An 18,217-nucleotide genomic window follows, 5' to 3' on the forward strand; every position below is an offset into this window, starting at 1 on the left:
TAGCTTTCCGAGCATGCCCAAAAGATCGTCCAGCGTGGTGGGACGGGAATTCGGCGGCGAAGTCCGCGCGATCATCGCGCGCACCGGCCTCACCCACCGCGAGCTCGCCGAACGACTCGGCTGGCAGGAAGCCAAGATCTCCGACATGACCCTCGGCAAGGGTGGCGTGACCGAGCAGGACGTGATTCTGCTGCTCGGTTACTGCCACGCGACGGTCAGCGAACGAGAACACCTGCTGTCGCTCTTCCGCGAGTGCGGCAGCGCCTGGCTCCAGATGCCGAAGAACGGCGTGCCCGACCAGGTCCGCACGCTGATCGAGCACGAGCAGATCGCCGACGAGATCGTCACCTGGTCGATGATCCTGGTCCCCGGCCTGCTGCAAACACCCGACTACGGCTACGTCGTGACCGAGAGTTCGCCGGTGATCGAGGCGGACGACGTGCCTGCGGTCGCCGCCGCCAGGGCTGCTCGCGCGGACATCCTGGAGCCCGGCCGGAAATTCGTGTTCCTCGTCCACGAACAGGCGCTGGAACTCCCGGTCGGCAGCGTCGAGGTGTGGCGCGAACAGCTGGCCCACCTGCTCAGGATGTCCGTGCGGAAATACGTCAGCATCCGGATCGTCCCTCGCTCAGCGGGCGTGCACGCGGGCACCTGTGGCGACTTCTGCCTGATGAAGTTCCCGAAATACCCACCGGTGGTCTACGCCGACAGCGTCAACTACTGCCTGTTCTTCGACGACCCGGAAACCGTCAAGATCCACGAGGACATCCTGTCGGCCCTCGCCGCCGTCGCACTGTCTGAGGAAGAATCGAGGGTGGTGATCGACAACATCTTGGAGGGCCTCCAATGACCGCCTGGCGCAAGAGCAGCTACAGCGGCAGCAGCAACAACTGCGTCGAGGTCGGTCACGGCATCGGCATTCGCGACAGCAAGGCCCCGGCCACCCACCTTCCGATCTCGTCGGACGCCTGGTCGGCATTCCTGCGCTTTGCCCGTTTCCCAGCACACCCCGGTAACCCTCGGTAACGTCCCTCTCACGCACGTGCAAGGGGGACCCACATGACCGACCCGAACCAGCTCATCGAGGACTACGAACAGCGCACCGCGGCCCTGCTCGAACAGGCCGAGGAGGCCAAGTCCCGGATCGCCACCCTGACCGGCGCCGCCACCAGCACGGACGGCGCCGTGACGGTCAGCGTCAGCGCAGGGGGAGCGCTGCTCGGCCTGTCCTTCGGCACCAAGGCCGACGAGATGCCCAAGGACCGCCTGGCGGCCCTCGTGATGGCCACGGCCAAGCGGGCACAGGCCCAGGCCGTGGGGCAGATCGCCACGATCATGGCCCCGCTCATCGGCGACAACAGCGAAGCCATGCAGTTCGTCCAATCCCAGATCCCGCCGATCGACGTCCCGGACGAGCCCGCACCCGCCGCGCCGCAACAGTTCGTGGTGAACGAGGAACAACAGGACGCCGCCGCCACCCGGCCCGCGCCGCCGCGCCCGGCCCGCCGCCCGGTCGAGGACGACGACACCGACTTCGACCAGCGCAGCCTCTTCAAGAAGGAAGGTGGCTGGTGATGTCGGGCTTCGAGGTGGACCTCCAGGCACTCGAGGTGCACGAACGCGAACTCAGGGCCTTGCTCGAAGGCCTGCCGTCCGCCGCCGACGCCGCTTCCTCCTACACGGGCAACTTCCAGGCCTGGGGCATCGTCGGCATGTTCTTCGCCGAAGTCATGCGGAACTGGACGAACGAGGCGGGCGACTACGTCGACGCGGTCGAGAAGGCCGGCGACTCCGTCGTGGAGAGGTTCTCCGGCATGCGCCAGGACTACGCCGACCGGGAGGAGGCCGCGTCGCAGATGTTCGCGAAGCTGCGCGCGGGCCTGGACGGGACCAAGCCGTGAGCGACGAGCCCAAGAACATCGGAGAGCTAAACCCGCTCAACGCGACCGAGAAGTTCGAATCCGGGGACGTGACCGGGTTCTCGAACTTCGACAGCCCCACCCAGGCGTGGGACGCGGCGGGCATCTTCAGCAGCTCAGCCAACCTGATCTACGACGGTGCCAAGGGCGACTGGACGGCCGTGCTCGGCGACCTGGCCGGTTTCGGCATGGACCTGCTCGGGTTCGTGACGAACCCGCTCGGCAGCTTGCTGTCCGCCGGCATCGGCTGGTTGATCGAGCACCTCGGCTTCCTCAAGGAGGCACTCGACTTCCTCGCCGGCGATCCGGACGCGGTCAACGCGATGGCGACGACCTGGAGCAACATCGCCGAGCGCATGCAGCAGACGGCCGACAAGTACTCGGGCACGCTGGACACGTTGAGCGGCTCGCAGGGACCGGCGATCGAGGGCTACCGCAAAGCCGTGCGGGACTTCTCGAACGTGGTCGCCGGCGGTGCGAGTCACGCGACGTCGGCGGCACAGGCGATGACGGTCGCGGCGTCCGCGATCGGTGTCGTGCGGGGCGCGGTCCGGGACGCGATCGCGTCGTTCGTCTCCAACGCGATCATCAAGTTCGCGGCCGCGTCGGCTCTGACACCGATCACCTTCGGTGCCTCGCAGGCCGCGTTCATCGCCGACACGGTGGCGCAGGGCGCGATCACCGCGGGCAAGAACGCGAAGAAGATCAGCAAGATGGTCACCCAACTGGAGAAGGTCGCCGAGAAGGCCAGGCACTCGCGGGACACGATGGGGAACACCACCAAGAACCTCAGGCGAACCGTGACCGACTACAACCAGAAGGCCGCGCGGCAGGCCACCGACGCACTCCACCTCGCGAAGAAGGCGGAACAGGGCAAGCTGGACGCCAAGGACCTGAAACGCCTGGAGGAACTCGGCGAGAAGGGCGAGGCCCTCAAGCACCAGCGGGGCGACGCGGTGAAGTCGCTCGAGGAGACCCGTGCGGCGAACCTGCGGGACAGCCTGCACACGGGAAATCCACGCTTCGACAACGCGGCCGAAGTGCTCGAAGGCGGGGTGAAGCCGAGGGTGTTCGGCCACGAGCTACCCGAGGTGTCCTTGCCGAAGTACCCCAAGGTCCTCGGCAACGCGGTGGTCCAGGAGTGGAGCGACCAGACGCATCGCGAGGCGGACGCCGAGGTCAAGCAGGACGAGAAGAACGCGGCCTGGCGCGAGTACTGGGAGGGCCAGCGCACGAACGTGGAGCAGCCCGGGTCGTTCAAGCGCATGGAAGGCGACCTGTGATCGAAGTCCTCGCGCGCAGAGCGGCCGCACTGGTGCTGGTCGCTCTCGCCGCGTTCACCCCGGTCGCCGCGTATCCACACCTCACCGCCTGGGACGCGAGGCTCAGGGGCGGCACCTCGGCCGACCAGGGCGTGGTCGAGTTCGTCCTCGGCGGTGGTGCCATCTGGCTGGTCATCGCCATCGGACTGGCCTGGCACTGGAACCGTTCGACGATGTGGTCGATCTGGGCACGCTGGGCCGCGCTCCCAGGCCTGTTCCTCTCCGTGATCACCTGCTTCTTCATCGCCGGCAAGCGGAACGCGCCCATCGCACTCGCGATCGGTGTCGGACTCGTCGTGGTGTGCTGGGCGGCGGGCGAAGCGGCGCGACTCGTGCTGACCCGGCCCGTCACGAGCAGGTTGGCCGCGTCGCGACTGGAGATCCCCTTTCCCACCAGAGGTCTCAGGGCGCGGTTGTGCGTGAGGGCGGACCGCCTGGTGCTCGACAGCCTGGTGTCACGGCGCAAACGTTCGCGCGACGTGATCGCGGTGCCGTGGTCGTCCGTCAGGTCGATCGAACTCATCGAGGTCGCCGTGGAAACCGTCTGCCAGGTCAAGGTGTTCTCGAACTGGGTCGTCGCGAACGAGCGCGAGTTCACCGTGACGCCCGGTCCGGCGTTGCACGTCGTCGGCACGTCACGCGAACTGCTCGTACCGGTGACCGCGGAGGTCGGCCAAACCGCGCTCACCGCCGTGCGCGCCAGGTCCTCGGCCGTGGAGTTCGTCGAGAACCCGTTCGCGGGCCGGAGCTGGAACTCGACGACCGGCGTCTATCCGCAGAACCGGCGCAAGGAAGCCGTTCGCACCGACAGCCGCCCCTACGTGCTCGGGATCGTCGGCGCGTTCCTGCTCATGCCGCTGGTCATGCTGACGGGGATGGCGCTGTCGCTCGCCACGGGTTCGGCGAAGATGCAGGAACAGTTCTACGCGGCCGGCGGCGTCATGGACCCCTTCGCGGTCGCAACGCTCGGCATCGCTTCCGCAGTCTTCCTGTACCTGCTGCACCGCTTCGTGATCAAGGTCTTCCTGAAGGGCATGCGGACCCAGGACTTCATCGAGGCCTTCCCGGAGCCACCACCGGTCCCGACCGAGCCCGTGCCCGGCTCCGGCAAGAAGCGGAAGAGGCGCTGACCTAAGAGGCAGACTCCGGCACCTGCGGATGCCGGAACCCGGGGTGGTCAGCAGGCAGCGCCCGCCGCAGCACCCACCCCGACACGACGATGCAGACGATCTGCAACGGCCACGACATCGCCACCCGCAACGTCGTCAGCCAGAACACCTGCGCGTCCAGCCACAGTGGAGTGAACACGGCGACACGCAGCACGTACTGCCCGACCCACGGCCACGAGGCGATGGAGTACGCACGCAAAAGGGCAGGATCTCGGCGCCAACGGGTCTTCTGGCCCAACAGCGTGCCCACCACCACTCCGAGCAGTGGCCACCGCACGACGATGGAGCCTGCCCAGGCCAGCGCCGAGGCCATGTTGGACAGCAGCTGGATCAGGAAGAAGTCCTCCACACGGCCCGTGTAGAGCGCGATCAGCGAGGCCGCGACCACGGCCAGCACGGAGAACACGACGGCGCGGGGCTTGCCGCCTCGGACGAAGCGGAAGACGCCGATCGCCACGCCGCACAGCACGGCGGCGATGGCGCCGGCGCCGATCGAGTGGCCCCAGATCAGCCAGCCTGCGACGAACGCGAGAGGCGGCAGGGAGGCGTCGAGGGCGCCGCCTCGGCCTCCCAGCAACGAGGCGAGTGACTCTTGGCGCACGTCCGTCATGGTTCCAGAGTGCCTTAGGTCAGCCTAAGTCAGGTAACGGACCCGTATCGGGGATTGACCCGGGTGAACGGCGTCACTACCGTTGCCCGAAATCGTCTGGAAAGTTAACAGACAGGAGCGGACCTAATGCGTGCCGGAAGCCCACGACTGCTGCGGGAGATCAACGACCGCGCAGCCATCGAGGCTCTGCTGCGCAACGGGCCGCTGACCAGGTCGGAGTTGGAAGGCCTGATCGGTCTTTCGAAGCCGGCGACCGCACAGCTGCTCACGCGGCTCGAGACGTCCGACACCGTGGTCCGCAACGGACTGCGCGGCGGAGGTCGTGGGCCACGCGCCCAGCTGTGGTCGGTCAACGGGGCGCTTGCGCACGTGGCGGCTGTCGACCTCACCCCCGAGACGGTCGACATCGCGATCGCGGACATCTCCGGTGCCGTGCTCACCGAGCACAAGGCGCCGATGCCCGCGAAGCACGGCGTGCTGGAGGCGTTCGTGAGCGCGGTCGGCAAGGCCTGCGGTCAGGCAGGTCTGAGCGCCGACCAGCTGCTGCACGTCGTGGTCGGCTGTCCGGGAGCGGTGAACCCCGCGAACGGCGAGCTCGGCTACGCACCTCATCTGCCGGGCTGGAACAGCTTCGACGTGCCCGGCCGGTTGCGGGAGCAGCTCGCGACGTCGGTGAGCGTCGAGAACGACGTCAACCTCGTCGCGCTGGAGGAGATGGTCGCCGGACGGGCCACCGAGGTGCGCGACTTCGTCGTCATCTGGCCCGCGGATCTGGTCGGTGCCGCCGTCGTCGTCAACGGGTCGCTGCTGCGCGGCGCGTCCGGTGGCGCGGGCGAGATCGACGGACTGATGATCCCGGACCGCGCGGCGGCCGACACCGACACGGACCGCTCCGGCGGCACGTTCGGTGAACTGCTCAGCAACACGTCGATCTGCAAGCTCGCACGGGCCCACGGGCTCGCCGCGCGCAACGGCCACGGGGCCGTGCGCAAGGCGCTCGCCGCGGGTCCGGCGGGCCGTGAGTTCATGGCCGATCTCGCCAAGCGCATCGCCACGGGCGTGGCTAGCGTCGTCGCGGTGCTCGACCCGGAACTCATCCTCCTGTCCGGCGACATCGCCCAGGCAGGCGGAACCACGCTGAACGACCTCGTTGCCGCGGAACTGCGGCAACTGGTGGTGCCGAGAACACCCATCCAGCTGGCTCTGGTGACCGGGAAACCGGTGCGCAGCGGCGCACTGCACTCGGCCCTGGCCGTGGCACGTGAACAGGTGTTCGGCCTCCCGGCAGCCACCACGGCTCCATTCCGCGGCCCTGTGGTCGCCGGGTCCCCACGTTGATCGAGAAGGAGTGCACATGCGCAAGCACACCCGTGCTGCCTTGCTCTGTGTCGCCGCAGCGCTGACCCTCACCGCATGTGCGGCGGGGAAGGGTGGCGGCGCGAGTTCCGACGCCGCAGCTGCTCCTGGCAAGGACGACAAGCTGACGCTCACGGTCTGGAGCAACTACTCCGACCGCGAGCTCGAAGAAGTCACGAAGGCCCTCAAGACGTTCAACAAGAAGTTCCCGAACATCGAGATCAAGCACGAGGGCTCGCAGGACGACGACAAGATCACCGCGGGCATCCGCTCCGGCAACACGCCGGACGTCGCGCTGTCGTTCACCACGGACAACATCGGCCAGTTCTGCTCCTCCGGGGCGTTCCAGCCGCTGAAGGCCTACATCGACCGCGACAAGGTCGACCTGAACCAGCTCTCCCCGGCGGTCCAGGAGTACACCGAGTACAAGGGCAACCGCTGCGCGATGCCCATGCTCACCGACGTGTACGCCATGTACTACAACAAGGACCTGCTCACGGGCGCCGGCGTCACCACCGCGCCGAAGACGCTCGACGAGCTGTACGACGCGGCCGTGAAGGCGACCAAGAAGGCGCCGAACGGGGACATCGAGGTCGCGGGCTACCTGCCCACGATGGGCTTCTACGCCAACCGCCCGACCATCCTCGCACCGACGTTCGGCGGCGAGTGGGAGAAGGACGGCAAGTCCAACCTCGCGGGCTCGCCCGGCTTCACCGAGATGCTGACCTTCCAGAAGAAGCTCGTCGACTTCTACGGCTACGACGCGCTCGAGCGCTTCCGCGCCGGTCTCGGCCAGGAGTACTCCGCGGACCACGCCTTCCACCAGGGCAAGATCGCGATCATGATCGACGGTGAGTACCGCACCGCGTTCCTCAAGGCCCAGGCGCCGCAGATCAAGTTCGGCACCGCGCCGTTCCCGACGGCCAAGGGCGTCGACTACGGCACCGCCTTCACCACGGGCACGATCATGGGCATCCCCAAGGGTGCCAAGAACCCCGGCGCCGCGTGGGAGCTGATCAAGCACCTGACGTTCGACACCGACACGATCGTCGGCCTGTCCAACGCCATCAAGAACGTCCCGAGCACCAAGGCCGCGCTGGAGAGCCCGCAGCTCGAGGTGGACGAGCAGTTCAAGACGTTCATCGACCTCGCCAAGAGCGACAAGCTCAAGGGCAACCCGGTCACCCCCATCGGTGACGCGCACATCAAGGCCGTCACCGACTTCTCGATCTCCTACCAGTCCGGCAAGGTCCCGGACCTGGCGGCAGGTCTCAAGGAAGTCGACAAGAACATCGACGACCAGATCGCCAAGAGCGGCAAGTAGGGATTCGCCAGATGACCGCCACGCTCGGCGCCCGACCCGCCCCCGGCAGGGGGCGGGCTCGTGCCCGCCACCGTCTCGCCGTGCTCGGGTTCATGGCCCCGGCCATCATCGGCTTCGCCATCTTCTTCGTGTACCCGTTGGTCGCCACGGTCGTCTTCAGCTTCACGAAGTACGACCTGATCAACGCGCCGGAGTTCAACGGCCTCGCGAACTACGAGTTCATGTTCAAGGACCCCTTGCTGGGCAAGGCGATCGCGAACACGCTCTGGTTCGTCGTGGTGCTCACGATCGCGCGGACGGTGTTCGCGCTGGGCGTGGCATCGGTCATCGCACGTCTGAAGTCGGGCGTCGGGTTGATCCGGACGCTCTGCTACCTGCCGTCCCTGGCACCGCCGGTGGCCGCGACCCTCGTGTTCTTCATGGTGATGCGCCCCAACGGCGGCCCGCTCGACAGCGTCCTCGGCTGGTTCGGCGTCGACTCGCCGCTGTGGTTCGCGGACCCCGCGTGGTCCCGGCCCGGCATCACCGCGATCATGCTGTGGATCTCCGGCGACCTGATGATCATCATCCTCGCCGCGATCCTCGACGTGCCGCAGGAGCAGTACGAGGCCGCCGAGCTCGACGGCGCCGGCCCGGTCCGGCGCTGGTGGCACGTCACGCTGCCGACCATCTCGCCGGTCCTGCTCTTCGGCGTCGTGAACTCGGTGATCCTCGCGTTGCAGCTCTTCACCCAGGCGGTCGTCGCGGGGTCGGCCGCCTCCGGAGCAGCGGACGCCACGGGATCGACCAAGTACCTCGGATTCCCGGACAACTCCACGCTGACGTTCCCGGTCTACCTGTACACGCAGGGCTTCCGCTACTTCGACATGGGCTACGCGGCCGCCATGGCCACGGTCCTGTTCATCATCTCGTTCGCCGTGACCATCGTGCTGGTGCAGCGGATGCGCAAGAACTCCACCGCCGAGGAAGGGGGTCCGGGAGCATGACCGCCACGCTGACCAAACCACCGGTCGACGTCCCCGCGGAACCCGAGCAGCCGCGCCGGAAGATGAACGCCGGCGCCGTGCTCAACTGGGTCGCGACGCACGCGCTCGGCCTCGCACTCGGCCTGATGTTCGCCACGCCCGTCGTGTTCGTCTTCCTCACCGCCGTGATGTCGGACAGCCAGGCGTTCACCGCCGACCTGTGGCCGCGCGAGTGGCACTGGGAGAACTTCGTCGAGGTCTTCGAGAAGGCCCCGCTGTTCCAGTACCTGGTCAACAGCCTCACGTACTCGCTGCTGGCGACCGCGGGCATGCTGATCTCGTCGATCCCGGCGGCCTACGCCCTCGCGAAGCTGAAGTGGCGCGGCCGGAACATCGCGTTCATCCTCGTCATCGGCGCCATGATGCTGCCGCCGCAGGTCGTGGCCGTGCCGCTGTACGACACCTGGTCGTCGCTGGGCCTGACCGGCTCGCTGGTGCCGCTCATCGCGCCGTACTTCCTGTTCGACGCGTTCAGCATCTTCCTGCTGCGCCAGTTCATGCTGACCATCCCGCAGTCCTACGTGGACGCCGCGCGGGTGGACGGCTGCTCGGAGTTCCAGGCGCTGGTGCGGATCATCGTGCCGATGGCCAAGCCGGGCATCGCGGCGACCGCCCTGTTCTGCTTCCTCTTCACCTGGAACGACTACTTCGGCCCGCTGCTCTACACGGGCGAGGTGAAGGACCAGTGGACGTTGTCGCTGGCGCTGGCGACGTTCAAGGGCATGCACATCGTGCAGTGGAACTCCTCGATGGCCGTCACGTTCCTGACGATGATCCCGGCCGTCGTCCTCTTCGTCTTCGCCCAGAAGTCGTTCGTCAAGGGCATCACGTTCACGGGAGTCAAAGGTTGACTTCTTCTCGCTCGTGTCCGAGGAGAGTCCTACGGCTCGCGCCGCAGGGTTTCTGCTTCATCGCCGACAACCCGCTCGGAGTGTTCCGTTGAGGACTTACGTCAGCTCCACAGACCGAAGCCGCCAGCCCGGCGGCCAGGATGTTGCGTGCTGCGTTCACGTCCCGATCGTGGGTCGTGCCGCAGGCACAGGTCCACATGCGCACGTGCAGCGGCAGTGCTGCGACGAGCGCACCGCAGACCGAGCACAGCTTGGACGACGGGAACCAACGGTCGACTACGACCACCTGCCGCCCGTACCAGCCGGCCTTGTACTCCAGCAGCTGCCGGAACTGTCGCCGGCCCGCGTCGCTGATGGCGCGAGCCAGGTGCCGGTTGCGAACCATGTTGGACACGGGCAGGTCCTCGATCACGAGCGTTTGGTTCTCACGCACGAGCCGAGTGGTGACCTTGTGGAGGAAGTCGGATCGCCGATCGGCGATCCGAGCGTGCAGTCGGGCGACTCTGACGCGGGCCTTGTCCCGGTTGGCGCTGTCCTTCTGCTTGCGGCACAGGGATCGCTGGGCTCTGGCGAGCGCCGCCCGGTCCCGGCGTCCGTGACGGGGATTGCCGACCTTCTCTCCGGTCGACAGCACCAGCAGGTGGTCGAGGCCGAGGTCGACACCGACTGCGGAATCCACCGCGGGCAACGGCGTCACTCCAGGGTCGTCGCAGACCAGGGACACGAACCAGCGTCCGGTCCTGTCCTGCGACACGTAGACCGTCGAGGGCACCGTGCCCTCCGGCAGTGGGCGCGACCAGCGGATGTCCAGCGGCTTTGCCATCTTGGCCAGCGTGAGCACGCCCTCACGCCAACGGAAGGCCGAGCGCGTGTACTCGGCACTGGCGCGCGAGTTCTTGCGCGACTTGAACCACGGATGCCTGGCACGCTTGGCGAAGAAGTTCCCGAAAGCCGCCTGCAGGTGCCGCAACGCCTGCTGCAACGGCACCGACGAGACCTCTTTGAGGAACGCGAGTTCGTCAGTGCGCTTCCAGGCGGTCAGCAACGCCGACGTGGCGTCGTAGCCGATCCGTTCTCCGCGCTGCGTCCACGCGTCGACGCGTTCCCGCAACGCCAGGTTGTAGACCTTGCGGACGCACCCGAACGTGCGCAACAGCTCCGCCGCCTGCGCCTCTGTCGGATAGAAGCGGTACCGAAACGACCGCCTCACCTGCCCGTTCATCGTTCGCAAGGTACCAAACGATTCCTCCCCCTCTTGCCGGACGGGGTCTTCGCGAAGGACTTCTCATGAAACTCACGGTCGTCGGTGGCGGGTCCACCTACACACCGGAGCTGATCGACGGCATCGCCGGCCGTCGCACCAGCCTGGCGGTGGACGAGATCGTCCTCGTCGACCCGGACCAGCACCGCCTCGGCATCGTCGGCCCGTTCAGCCAGCGCCTGCTGGACCACGCGGGCCACCCGGCGAAGGTGCGCACCACCTCGTCGCTCGAAGAAGGCATCGAGGGCGCGTCGGCCGTTCTCCTCCAACTGCGGGTGGGCGGGCAGACGGCGCGGGCCTCGGACGAGACGTTCCCGCTGACCTGCGGGTGCGTCGGCCAGGAGACCACCGGCGCGGGAGGCCTCGCCAAGGCCCTGCGGACCGTGCCGGTGGTCCTGGACATCGCGGACAAGGTGCGCCGGCTCGCCGGTCCCGACACGTGGATCGTGAACTTCACGAACCCGGTCGGCATCGTGACGCGCGCGCTGCTGCAGGAGGGCCACAAGGCGATCGGCCTGTGCAACGTGGCGATCACGTTCCAGCGCTGGACGTCCGCACTGCTCGGCGTCGATCCGTCCACTGTGGAGCTGGAGCACGTGGGCCTGAACCACCTCACGTGGGAACGCGGCGTGTACGTGGACGGTGTCGACCGCCTGCCGGAACTCCTCGCGGACCACGTCGAGGGCCTGGCGGAGCACATCGGCATCGACGGCGGGCTCATGCGGCGCCTCAACATGGTGCCGTCGTACTACCTGAACTACTTCTACAACCACGACGCCGTCGTGAAGAAGCAGCTCGACTCGCCGCCGCGCGCGGAGGTCGTCGCGGCGGTCGAGAAGGAGCTGCTCGACATCTACGGCGACCCGTCGGTCGTGACGAAGCCGGAGCAGCTGGGGCAGCGCGGCGGCGCGTACTACTCCGAGGCGGCCGTGCAGCTCGTGCACGCGCTGACCGGCGGTGAAGGTGCCGAGAAGCACGTCGTGAACGTGCAGAACAACGGCTCGCTGCCGTTCCTGCCCGACGACGCCGTGATCGAGGTCTCGTCCACTGTGGACGCGAACGGCGGCAAGGCGCTGCCCGTGCGTCCGGTGGAACCGTCCATCTCCGGCCTGATCTCGCACGTCACCGCGTACGAGTACCTGGCACTGGAGGCAGCGATCCACGGTGGCCGCGACCGCGTGGCCGACGCGCTGCTCGCACACCCGCTGATCGGCCAGCACGCCATCGCGGACCAGCTGGCCGACGAGCTGATCGCGCAGAACCGCGACCTGCTGCCGTGGGTGAAGGGACTTTGACAACGATGACCGACCGGGTGCTCGCCATCGACGGTGGGAACAGCAAGACCGCTGTGCTGCTGGTCGACGCGGACGGCAAGGTGCTCGCGCAGGTGCGCGGCCCCGGCGCTCCGCCGCAGACCGTGGGCATGAAGCGCGGACTCGACGTGTTCGAGGGACTGGCACGCGAGGCCGCTGCTCAGGCGGGACTGTCCCCCGACGAGCCGATCGCCGCGCACACGTCCGCCTACCTCGCCGGGGCGGACCTGCCCCGCGAGGAGGAGGAACTGACGCGGGCGATCACCGAGCGGGGCTGGTCGCGCACGACGTTCGTCGGCAACGACACCTTCGCGCTGTTGAGGGCGGGGACCGCCGCCGCCGGGGGTGTGGCGGTCGTCTGCGGCGCGGGCATCAACGCCGTCGGTGTCGCGAAGGACGGGCGGACGCACCGCTTTCCCGCCCTGGGCGCCATCTCCGGGGACTGGGGCGGCGGTGGGCAGCTCGGCAACGACGCCCTCTGGCACGCGGTGCGCGCCGAGGACGGCCGGGGCCGGCCGACCCTGCTGCTGGACGCCCTGCTCGCGCACTACGGCGAGGCGTCGATCTTCGACGTCGTGGAGAAGATCCACTTCGAGGAGGTCGAGCTGGACCCGCACGCGCTGTGCCCGCTGGTCTTCGAGGTGGCCGCGCAAGGTGATGCCGTTGCGCTGCAGCAGATCGACCGCCTGATCGAGGAGATCGTCCTGCTTTCCACCGTCTCGATGCGCAAGCTCGACCTGATGGACGAGCCGGTGGACGTGGTGCTGGGCGGCGGTGTCCTGACCAACACCGGCGAGACCGTGGTGGGTCCCGTCCGGCAGCAGATCCTGGAAGCCGCGCCACTCGCCCAGGTCCGCCTGGTCGACGTCCCTCCCGTGGTGGGCGCGGCGCTGCTCGGCCTCGACCGCATCGGGGCCTCGCCGAGCGCGGAGCTGAGGCTGCGCTCGGCCTACCACGACCACGTGCCGCAGGCCGCGCTGGACGTGGCGGCCAGCGGCTGACCCACCAGACCCCGTCTCAGGGGGTAGATCGGCGGCGGCGCCCCCTGAGACGGTCCCAAGCCCTTTCCGGGGAGCAAGTCCGGCGGCGGCGCTCCTCGGAAAGGCCCTACGACCCCCGCAGTGACCTCACGCGCCGAGGTCGCTGCGGGGGTTTTCACGTTCAGCGCACCAGGCGAAACATCCGCGGGCCAGACTACGGGGCGGCTACCGCGGGGATGTCCCGCTCTCCGGGGTGACCACGGGGTTGGAGTGGGGCGGCGGGGTGCCCGTGCCGGGTCCGGGTGAGGCGAGCCCGGTCAGGGCGGCGCAGGCCAGGACCCCGGCTGTGACAAGCGCTACACCGAGGGAGAGGAAAGGAAGCGGCAAACCAGAACGCATCCGGCAAAAGGTAGCGATCCAGGTGGACGAATCCCCCGGATCACCCTCCAGCTTCCCTCGATCGAGTGGTAAAAGAATCGTCACCTACAGCCACCAAACCTACGATGCCGTAACCGACGGTGGCGTAACCACGGGTTCGTTGTGCATGCTAACTAGTCGCCTTCGGACGGGAGCCCGCGGGCGAGCAGGCACCACGCACGAGAAGGGGATGTTGTGCTGCTGCGATGGAACAGTCTCGTGTCCCTGGGGGACAGCTTCACCGAAGGCATGGACGATCCCGGCCCGGGAGACACCTACGTGGGCTGGGCGGACCGGCTGGCCGGGATGATCGCCCAGCGGGCACCTGAGTTCAGGTACGCCAACCTGGCGGTCCGGGGCAAGATGCTGCAGGAGATCATCGACGACCAGGTGCCGCTCGCGATCTCCCTCAAGCCCGACCTCGTCACGTTCTGCGGCGGCGGCAACGACATCATGCTGCCCAACAGCGACCCGGACGCGCTGGCCGAGGTCTACGAGGTGGCCGTGGCCGAGCTGCGCGCCACCGGCTGCGACGTCGTGATCTTCACCGGGTTCGACACGCGGTCGACGCCCCTGCTCCGGAGCATCCGCGGCAAGGTCGCCATCTACAACACGCACCTGTGGTCGATCGCCGAGCGCTACCACTGCCGGATGGTCGACCTGTGGGCGATGCACCCGCTGCACGACCGTCGCGCGTGGAGCGAGGACCGGCTGCACCTCTCGCCGGAGGGGCACCAGCGGGTCGCGCTCAAGGCCGCCGAGGTGCTCGGGCTGGTCGACGACCACGCGTGGAACGCGCCGTGGCCCGCGCTGGAGCAGACCGACTGGGTCACCCAGCGCAAGGCGGACCTGAAGTGGGCGCGCGAGCACGTGGTGCCGTGGATCGGCCGCACGCTGCGCGGTGAGTCGATGGGCGACGGCCTGGCGCCCAAGCGGCCCGAGCTGCTGCCCGTGGCGCGGTGCGGCGACGACAGCCGCGTCGTCAACAACTGAGGAGCGCGCGGTTCACAGCGCCGTGAACCGCGTTCCCCGGTCGAGCAGCACGGGCAGCGCCTCGCCGAGCGCCGCCACCGTGCCGGACCTGTCACCGCCGCCGTCGTGGCACAGCACGATGTCCCCCGGCCGGCTCCCGCCGACGACCCGCGCCACGTGCTCCGCGCCGGGCTCGCTCCAGTCCTCCGGGTCAACGCTCCAGTCGACGCCGCGCAGGCCGTGCGCACGGAGTCGGCGCAGCACCAGCGGTGACCAGTCGCCGTAGGGCGCGCGGAACCACGTCGCCGCGATTCCCGTCACGTCCTCGATGCACCGCTGTGCGTCCACGATCTCCTTCTCCAGCACGGTTTCCGGCAGGGCCGCGAACCGTTCCGGGTGGTGCATCGTGTGGTTGCCGACCGAGTGCCCCTCGGCGACGATCCGCCGGGCGAGGCCGGGGTGCGCGCGGACCTCGCTGCCGATCAGGAAGAACGTCGCGCGGATCTCGTGCCGTGCCAACAGGTCCAGCAGCCGCGGTGTCCACTCCGGGTGCGGGCCGTCGTCCACCGTCAGCGCGACCGCCGCCGGGTCCGCGCCGAGGTCGCCGAGGACGTGGGCAGGACCACCGAGCTCCTTTTCCCGCACGCACCGCAGGCTAACGGGTCCGCGGCCCGAACGGACCTGCCCGAACAGAGGAAGACCCGACCGGCACTCTCCCCCGAATGCCGGTCGGGTCTTCCAGACGCAGGCGCCTTACCCCCTCGGTAATCCCCCACTCGGCGGCCTGCTGCTCCAACATCCCATGTTTTGGGACCAGATGACTAAACGGTGGCTAAACCTCGGACGACAGCGAGTCCAGCAGGGCCCTCACCTCGACCGCGCGGGCCGAGTTGACCTGCGCGTACAGGTTCAGCGCCTCCGTCAATTCCGCTGCCGCAGCAACCCATTCCGCCCGCCGGAGCAACACCCCGCCGAGCACGTGCCGGCCGAACCCCTCCAGGTACGTCACCTCGGCGACGGCGGCCTGGTCGACGACCTGGCGGGCCAGCACCTCGGCCTGGTCCAGCGCGCCCGCCTGCAGGTGCAGCTCCGCGAGGTTCGCGAGACCGCGCAGCAACGCGACGTTGTCGCCGGAGCGCCGGTACACCTCGACGGCGTGGGCCTGGTGCTGCAGCGCGATCTCGACGTGCCCGCGGGCCTGTTCGACCTGCGCCACGTTGTTCAGGCCGTGCGCCTCGCCGACGACGTCGCCGGACTGCTGCGCGAGCTGCACCGACTCCCAGAAGTGCAGCAGCGCCTCGTCGTGCTGTTCCAGCCGGAACAGGACGTCGGCGAGCTGGGCGAGCGTCAGCACGAGGTACTGGCGTTCGCCGATCTCGACCGCGAGCCGGTGCGCACGGCGGGCGTCGGGCAGCAGGAGGGGCCGTCCCAGCCGGGCGTTCGTCGTGTAGGTCGTGTCGAGCATGAGGACCTGGCCGAGGCGGCTCCCCGTCACCTCGGCGGCGGCCAGGCCGAACCCGACCAGCGCCACCCACTCCCCGGTGAGCGCGCGCATGGTCGCGTAGTGGTGCAGCAGCCGGACCAGCTGCCACACCTGGTCGTGCAGACCGCGTTCGGCGGAGGCGTGCACGACCGCGACGATGTTGGGCCACTCCTGGTCGAACCAGTCGACCGGGTCGTCGAACGCGGGCAACGCCGTGGAACCGTTGTCCCGCAACGCGAAGTCCAGGCCATCGCGGACCGGGCGGATGGCGCGCCGGACGTGGTCGCACGCGACGAGGTAGTAGTTCACCAGGCGCCGCAACGAGTCCAGGTCGGACAGGCCGGTGCCGCGCACGTACAGGCGCACCAGCTCGTGCATCGTGAAGCCGTCCGGCCACGGTTCGACCAGCAGGTTCACCCCGACGAGCTCGGTGAGCCGGGAGCGCGCCGACTCGACCCGCGTGCGGGTCAGCGCGGCGACGGCGTGCGACGACATCCACCGGCCGGGCGCCATGCCCACGGACTGGAAGACCTCGCCCAGGTCGGACGGCAGGTCGCGGGTCGACAGGTCCAGCGCGCGGGCCACCCCGACGCCCGCCTCCGGCAGGTCGAGGCCGTGCAGCCGGTGCTCGTCGTCGGCGAGCTCGCCGACCAGCTCGTCGACCGTCCACTCCGGACTGATCACGAGCTTCGCGGCGGCCACCCGCAGCGCGAGCGGCAGACCGCCGCACAGTTCGGCGAGCTTCTGCGCCGCGATCGGGTCCTGGGTCGACAGCGGCCTGCCGAGCACGTCGTCCACGAGTTCGCGGGCCGCCGGGTCGTCCAGCGGGCCGAGCTTGCGCACGCGGGCGCTGTTGGTGACCACGAGCCGTTCCAGCTGGGACCGCGAGGTCACCAGCACCACCGACCCGGACCCCGGCGGCAGCAGGGGCTGGACCTGCTCGAACGCCGTCACGTCGTCCAGCACCACCAGCACGCGCCGGCGGTTGAGCAGCGAGCGGTACAGCCCGACGCGGTCCGGCACACCGACCGGCACGCCGTCGGCCGGCACTCCCAACGCCACCAGGAACCGGGTCAGCACCTCGCCCGGCTCGGTGTCGCCGAGCGACGCGAACAGCACGCCGTGCGGGAACTGCTCGGAGTTCTCGTGCCCCCACGTGATCGCGAGGGCGCTCTTGCCGACCCCGGGCGGGCCGGTCAGCACGGACACCGAGGTGGCCAGCAGGTTCCGCGTCGCCACGACGTTGTCGAGCCACGCGCTGTCGTCGGCGCGGCCGAACAGCCGCGACGCGGACGCGGGCAGCAGCGCCGGCGCCACGATCCCGGCACGCGGCGCGACGGGCCGCGACTCGACCGGCCCGACGACGCTCAGCGACGGGTCGTCGCGCAGCACCTGCTCGTGCAGCGCGCGCAGCTGCGGACCGGGGTCGATGCCGAGCTCGTCCACGGCGCGGCGCTGGAACCGCTGGTAGGCCTCCAGCGCGTCGGCCCGCTGGCCGCTGCGGTAGAGCGCCCGCATGCTGTGGGCGACCAGCCGTTCGCGGAACGGGTACTCGGTGCACAGCCCGCGCAGCTCGCCGACCAGCTCCAGGTGGCGGCCGAGCTCGAGCTCGGCGTCGATGCGCTCCTCCAGCGCCGACAGCCGCAGCTCTTCCAGGTCGGAGGTCATCGGGTCACCCGGTACGTCCGCGAGCACCGGACCGCGCCACAGCCCCAACGCCTCGCGCAGCAGGCCCGCCCTGATGGCGGCGGGCTTGCCGCGGGAGGACGCCACGAGCTGCTTGGCGCGGTGCAGGTCGAGGCGCCACGGGTCGACGGTCAGCTCGTAGCCGGTCGGCGTGGTGCGGATGGTCGCGGAGCCCGCGGGATCGGACTCCTCCAGCACCTTGCGCAACCGCGAGACGTACCCGTGCACGATCGTCCGCGCCGTGGCCGGAGGCGTGTCCGTCCACAGCGCGTCGACGATCTGGTCGATCGAGACGGGTCGGTTCGCCTCGACGACCAGCATGGCCAGCAGTCCGCGCATGCCACGACGGCCCAGCTGGACGAGCCGTCCGTCCGCGAGCACCTGGAGTGGACCGAGCACGCCGAACTCGAGTCCGGTTTTGCTCCGCATGCCCCTCCTCAGGTGCGCTGACCTCGTCACTTCAACAGGTGCACAACCGGGAGTCTCAGATACAAGTTCGGCGTGAGTTCGCGGGACGCTACTGTTCACC

At 68.9% G+C, this 18,217-nt stretch carries 17 protein-coding genes; 13 read left to right on the forward strand and 4 right to left on the reverse strand.

The annotated features are described in order from the left end of the window. Window positions 1–13 precede the first annotated feature (13 nt). Genes ABZX02_RS34055 through ABZX02_RS34080 form a run of 6 tightly spaced genes read left to right on the forward strand, consistent with a single transcriptional unit; the run spans window position 14 to window position 4,371 of the window. Window positions 14–850, forward strand: a complete 837-nt coding sequence (locus ABZX02_RS34055) for a helix-turn-helix transcriptional regulator (RefSeq protein ID WP_355304490.1) — start codon at window positions 14–16, stop codon at window positions 848–850. Continuing rightward, window positions 847–1,026, forward strand: coding sequence for a DUF397 domain-containing protein (locus ABZX02_RS34060; protein ID WP_355304492.1), 180 nt, complete (start codon window positions 847–849; stop codon window positions 1,024–1,026). Before ABZX02_RS34055 ends, ABZX02_RS34060 begins: the two co-directional genes overlap by 4 nt. A 33-nt stretch (window positions 1,027–1,059) precedes the next feature. After that, the gene (locus ABZX02_RS34065) at window positions 1,060–1,575 is read left to right on the forward strand and encodes a YbaB/EbfC family nucleoid-associated protein (protein ID WP_355304494.1); all 516 of its coding nucleotides are present in this window, start codon (window positions 1,060–1,062) and stop codon (window positions 1,573–1,575) included. Then, complete coding sequence (locus ABZX02_RS34070) at window positions 1,575–1,901, forward strand: hypothetical protein (protein ID WP_355304495.1); 327 nt, start codon at window positions 1,575–1,577, stop codon at window positions 1,899–1,901. Before ABZX02_RS34065 ends, ABZX02_RS34070 begins: the two co-directional genes overlap by 1 nt. Further along, the gene (locus ABZX02_RS34075) at window positions 1,898–3,202 is read left to right on the forward strand and encodes a hypothetical protein (RefSeq protein ID WP_355304497.1); all 1,305 of its coding nucleotides are present in this window, start codon (window positions 1,898–1,900) and stop codon (window positions 3,200–3,202) included. Before ABZX02_RS34070 ends, ABZX02_RS34075 begins: the two co-directional genes overlap by 4 nt. Continuing rightward, entirely contained in the window at window positions 3,199–4,371 is a 1,173-nt protein-coding gene (locus ABZX02_RS34080; RefSeq protein ID WP_355304499.1) for a hypothetical protein, read from the forward strand. The genes ABZX02_RS34075 and ABZX02_RS34080 overlap by 4 nt, the downstream gene beginning before the upstream one ends. 1 nt (window position 4,372) lies before the next feature. On the opposite strand, the gene ABZX02_RS34085 is transcribed toward ABZX02_RS34080, so the two are convergent. Further along, entirely contained in the window at window positions 4,373–5,020 is a 648-nt protein-coding gene (locus ABZX02_RS34085; RefSeq protein WP_355304501.1) for a DUF3159 domain-containing protein, read from the reverse strand. 126 nt (window positions 5,021–5,146) lie between these two features. Between ABZX02_RS34085 and ABZX02_RS34090 the strand changes: the two genes are divergently transcribed. The 4 genes from ABZX02_RS34090 (at window position 5,147) to ABZX02_RS34105 (ending at window position 9,576) form a co-directional block, all read left to right on the forward strand. Then, the gene (locus ABZX02_RS34090; RefSeq protein WP_355304503.1) at window positions 5,147–6,358 is read left to right on the forward strand and encodes an ROK family protein; all 1,212 of its coding nucleotides are present in this window, start codon (window positions 5,147–5,149) and stop codon (window positions 6,356–6,358) included. 16 nt (window positions 6,359–6,374) lie between these two features. Beyond that, window positions 6,375–7,700, forward strand: coding sequence for an ABC transporter substrate-binding protein (locus tag ABZX02_RS34095; RefSeq protein ID WP_355304505.1), 1,326 nt, complete (start codon window positions 6,375–6,377; stop codon window positions 7,698–7,700). A gap of 11 nt (window positions 7,701–7,711) precedes the next feature. Then, the gene (locus ABZX02_RS34100) at window positions 7,712–8,686 is read left to right on the forward strand and encodes a sugar ABC transporter permease (protein WP_355304507.1); all 975 of its coding nucleotides are present in this window, start codon (window positions 7,712–7,714) and stop codon (window positions 8,684–8,686) included. Between the two features lie 62 nt (window positions 8,687–8,748). Beyond that, window positions 8,749–9,576 carry a carbohydrate ABC transporter permease gene (locus tag ABZX02_RS34105; protein ID WP_355304795.1) on the forward strand — a complete coding sequence of 276 codons (828 nt, stop codon included), beginning with the start codon at window positions 8,749–8,751 and terminating at the stop codon, window positions 9,574–9,576. On the opposite strand, the gene ABZX02_RS34110 is transcribed toward ABZX02_RS34105, so the two are convergent. Next, window positions 9,566–10,798, reverse strand: a complete 1,233-nt coding sequence (locus tag ABZX02_RS34110; protein ID WP_355304509.1) for an RNA-guided endonuclease TnpB family protein — start codon at window positions 10,796–10,798, stop codon at window positions 9,566–9,568. The two genes, ABZX02_RS34105 and ABZX02_RS34110, sit on opposite strands and share 11 nt — an antisense overlap. A gap of 65 nt (window positions 10,799–10,863) precedes the next feature. On the opposite strand from ABZX02_RS34110, the gene ABZX02_RS34115 reads away from it, so the two are divergent. The 3 genes from ABZX02_RS34115 (at window position 10,864) to ABZX02_RS34125 (ending at window position 14,540) form a co-directional block, all read left to right on the forward strand. Then, the gene (locus ABZX02_RS34115; protein WP_355304511.1) at window positions 10,864–12,132 is read left to right on the forward strand and encodes a 6-phospho-beta-glucosidase; all 1,269 of its coding nucleotides are present in this window, start codon (window positions 10,864–10,866) and stop codon (window positions 12,130–12,132) included. Window positions 12,133–12,137: 5 nt separating this feature from the next. After that, the gene (locus ABZX02_RS34120) at window positions 12,138–13,151 is read left to right on the forward strand and encodes a BadF/BadG/BcrA/BcrD ATPase family protein (RefSeq protein WP_355304513.1); all 1,014 of its coding nucleotides are present in this window, start codon (window positions 12,138–12,140) and stop codon (window positions 13,149–13,151) included. A gap of 591 nt (window positions 13,152–13,742) precedes the next feature. Then, window positions 13,743–14,540 (forward strand): SGNH/GDSL hydrolase family protein, encoded by a 798-nt coding sequence (locus ABZX02_RS34125; protein ID WP_355304515.1) that lies wholly within the window; start codon window positions 13,743–13,745, stop codon window positions 14,538–14,540. Between the two features lie 12 nt (window positions 14,541–14,552). Here the strand turns inward: ABZX02_RS34125 and ABZX02_RS34130 are convergent, their stop codons facing one another. Together ABZX02_RS34130 and ABZX02_RS34135 are read right to left on the reverse strand one after the other, a co-directional pair. Then, complete coding sequence (locus ABZX02_RS34130; RefSeq protein ID WP_355304517.1) at window positions 14,553–15,164, reverse strand: polysaccharide deacetylase family protein; 612 nt, start codon at window positions 15,162–15,164, stop codon at window positions 14,553–14,555. 187 nt (window positions 15,165–15,351) lie between these two features. Continuing rightward, a complete protein-coding gene (locus ABZX02_RS34135) occupies window positions 15,352–18,117 on the reverse strand; it encodes a BTAD domain-containing putative transcriptional regulator (protein ID WP_355304519.1) in 2,766 nt (921 codons plus the stop codon). Window positions 18,118–18,217 lie beyond the last annotated feature (100 nt).

The organism is Lentzea sp. NPDC003310 (assembly GCF_040610935.1).
Classification (GTDB): Bacteria; Actinomycetota; Actinomycetes; order Mycobacteriales; family Pseudonocardiaceae; genus Lentzea.

What these genes read in the sequence shown, in the direction of transcription:
- ABZX02_RS34055 (WP_355304490.1), top strand. Translation starts at nt 14, where the DNA reads ATGCCCAAAAGATCGTCCAGCGTGGTGGGACGGGAATTCGGCGGCGAA.
- ABZX02_RS34060 (WP_355304492.1), top strand. Translation starts at nt 847, where the DNA reads ATGACCGCCTGGCGCAAGAGCAGCTACAGCGGCAGCAGCAACAACTGC.
- ABZX02_RS34065 (WP_355304494.1), top strand. Translation starts at nt 1,060, where the DNA reads ATGACCGACCCGAACCAGCTCATCGAGGACTACGAACAGCGCACCGCG.
- ABZX02_RS34070 (WP_355304495.1), top strand. Translation starts at nt 1,575, where the DNA reads ATGTCGGGCTTCGAGGTGGACCTCCAGGCACTCGAGGTGCACGAACGC.
- ABZX02_RS34085 (WP_355304501.1), bottom strand. Translation starts at nt 5,020, where the DNA reads ATGACGGACGTGCGCCAAGAGTCACTCGCCTCGTTGCTGGGAGGCCGA.
- ABZX02_RS34090 (WP_355304503.1), top strand. Translation starts at nt 5,147, where the DNA reads ATGCGTGCCGGAAGCCCACGACTGCTGCGGGAGATCAACGACCGCGCA.
- ABZX02_RS34095 (WP_355304505.1), top strand. Translation starts at nt 6,375, where the DNA reads ATGCGCAAGCACACCCGTGCTGCCTTGCTCTGTGTCGCCGCAGCGCTG.
- ABZX02_RS34100 (WP_355304507.1), top strand. Translation starts at nt 7,712, where the DNA reads ATGACCGCCACGCTCGGCGCCCGACCCGCCCCCGGCAGGGGGCGGGCT.
- ABZX02_RS34105 (WP_355304795.1), top strand. Translation starts at nt 8,749, where the DNA reads ATGAACGCCGGCGCCGTGCTCAACTGGGTCGCGACGCACGCGCTCGGC.
- ABZX02_RS34110 (WP_355304509.1), bottom strand. Translation starts at nt 10,798, where the DNA reads ATGAACGGGCAGGTGAGGCGGTCGTTTCGGTACCGCTTCTATCCGACA.
- ABZX02_RS34115 (WP_355304511.1), top strand. Translation starts at nt 10,864, where the DNA reads ATGAAACTCACGGTCGTCGGTGGCGGGTCCACCTACACACCGGAGCTG.
- ABZX02_RS34120 (WP_355304513.1), top strand. Translation starts at nt 12,138, where the DNA reads ATGACCGACCGGGTGCTCGCCATCGACGGTGGGAACAGCAAGACCGCT.
- ABZX02_RS34135 (WP_355304519.1), bottom strand. Translation starts at nt 18,117, where the DNA reads ATGCGGAGCAAAACCGGACTCGAGTTCGGCGTGCTCGGTCCACTCCAG.